General features: G+C 36.6%; 1 protein-coding gene. It reads left to right on the top strand.

Going from position 1 to position 2,160, the window contains the following annotated elements:
• Positions 1-446 precede the first annotated feature (446 nt).
• On the top strand, positions 447-1,823 hold the full coding sequence (locus IF202_RS17300) for an HD-GYP domain-containing protein (RefSeq protein ID WP_191596163.1): 1,377 nt from the start codon (positions 447-449) through the stop codon (positions 1,821-1,823).
• The last annotated feature ends 337 nt before the right edge of the window (positions 1,824-2,160 follow it).

The raw sequence follows: 2,160 nt of genomic DNA on the forward strand, positions 1-2,160 counted from the left end.
CAAACAGCTCGCGCTGGTGTTCAAGCATTAACCGTTTCTCTAGAGAACCTAGGCGCAACAGTTGATAAAAACGTTGATCTAAATGGCGCTTACACATTCAGCCAAAAAGAAGCGGCTTACAACGCGAAGCATTCTGATCTTCAAGCTCAGTTCGAAGCGCTTAAAGCTCAATAAGTAGAGTAATCCCCTTCTTTACTTATTAGAAAATGTAATCGAAAAAAGCAAACCTCAATATTGGATAGCCAGTGTTGGGGTTGTTTTTTACTCGAACTCCAAAACTCTCATGTAGCCTATCTAATTGTTCAGTTATCCCAATCTTCATCATAGAAATACGTTTAAAAAATCCATTTTTCTCGATATAAACAACTAAAACCTCCATATAAACTATTGGTAAACTTCAAGTCATCGGAATAGTCTTAATAATCTAACATCAAATAGAGCACTGCATGTCTTTATTACCTCAATCTGACTACATACAATTATCTGAGTTAATGCTGTCATTAACCATGGCTTTAGACATGACAGAAGGTCAACCACCGGAGCACTGTATCCGCTGTTGTTGGATTGGCATGCACATAGGTGAAAAAATTGGTTTATCTGAAAGTGAACTTTATGACCTTTATTTCACCCTTCTATTAAAAGACGCAGGATGCAGTAGTAATGCAGCACGTATTTGTGAACTCTACCTTGCTGATGACCTTGAGTTTAAGCGTAACTTTAAAACTGTTGGCAAAAGCTTATCTAGCGTAATCAATTTTGTTATCAAGAATACGGGGAAGGGAAAGAACTGGAGCGATCGAATAACGGCAACTATAAACATTTTAAAAAATGGTGATACCTACACTCAAGAATTAATTCAAACACGTTGCTCAAGAGGAGCTGAAATTGCACGAGAATTAAGATTTAATGAAAAGGTTGCAATGGGTATTCATGCTCTTGATGAGCATTGGAATGGGCAAGGCCGACCGGATAAGTTAATCAAAGAAGAAATACCAATTTTTTCACGTATTGCCTTACTAGCCCAAGTAATGGATGTATTCCAATTTGAGCACAATTTAGAGGCAGCACTAACCGAAGCTAATATTAGAAATGGTAGTTGGTTTGACCCTAAATTGGTTGACGCGATTAACGAGCTAGTTAAAGACAAAAATTTTTGCGCTGTTCTTCGCTCTTCTAATATTATAAAAAAAGTCATGGAACTCGCCCCTGCAAAAGCGAATATTTTATTAAATGACGATTATCTAGATTGTATTGTGTCTGCATTTGGTAAAATCATTGATTCAAAAAGCCCATTCACATCAGGACACAGTGAACGCGTCGCTCTATTCACAGAGTTAATAGCTGAAGAAATGAACATAGATACCGAAACAAAAAAATGGTTGAAGCGCGCTGCGTTATTACATGATGTTGGTAAGCTAGGCGTCAGTAATGAAATTCTAGATAAACCAGGTAAACTTGATGACGATGAATGGCAAGCAGTACAAAATCATGCACAGTACACCAAAGATATTTTATCTCATATTACCCCTTTTAAAAATTTAGCTGAAATGGCTGGTAGCCACCATGAAAGGCTCGATGGCACAGGCTATCCCTCTAAACTTAAAGCTGAAGACATATCTATCCCAACACGGATTATCACAACAGCAGATATTTTTGATGCTCTTACAGCAGAGCGTCCCTATCGCGGTGCGATGCCTATACCAAAAGCGCTAGCAATAATGACTGAAAATATCCATCACGCCATTGATCCAGATTGTTTTGAAGCACTTAAGCGTGGATTACAGAAACTTCCTAAAGAACTCACATCGCTTTCAGCCAAATAAGAGTATACAAAACAAAAGCGACCTTCATACAAACCCTTAATTCTAATGCTAAATAAATAACAAGATTGGATTGTTGGCATAAAAAAATCACACGAAATAGAACATTTTAATAAAAAAGTAACTACACGAACCTTTTTTAGCATAAAAACATTGTGCAAGATGATTTGAAATAAACAGCTATTTTGAAATCCATACCAAATTCAATTCTGTTTTTCCTATTTTAACAGTGCAATTTAATAAGCTTCTTTTGCTAATTCGTTAGCATAATTCGCATTCTCTTCTGCTTTTCATCCTTATTCTTAAAATACGATTCACTCTGTACTTACTTTGCTCAAAC

The organism is Marinomonas colpomeniae, from assembly GCF_014803385.1.
Classification (GTDB): Bacteria; Pseudomonadota; Gammaproteobacteria; order Pseudomonadales; family Marinomonadaceae; genus Marinomonas; species Marinomonas colpomeniae.

Excerpts from the sequence above, each read along its gene's own strand:
- IF202_RS17300 (WP_191596163.1), top strand. The coding sequence starts at position 447 with ATGTCTTTATTACCTCAATCTGACTACATACAATTATCTGAGTTAATG.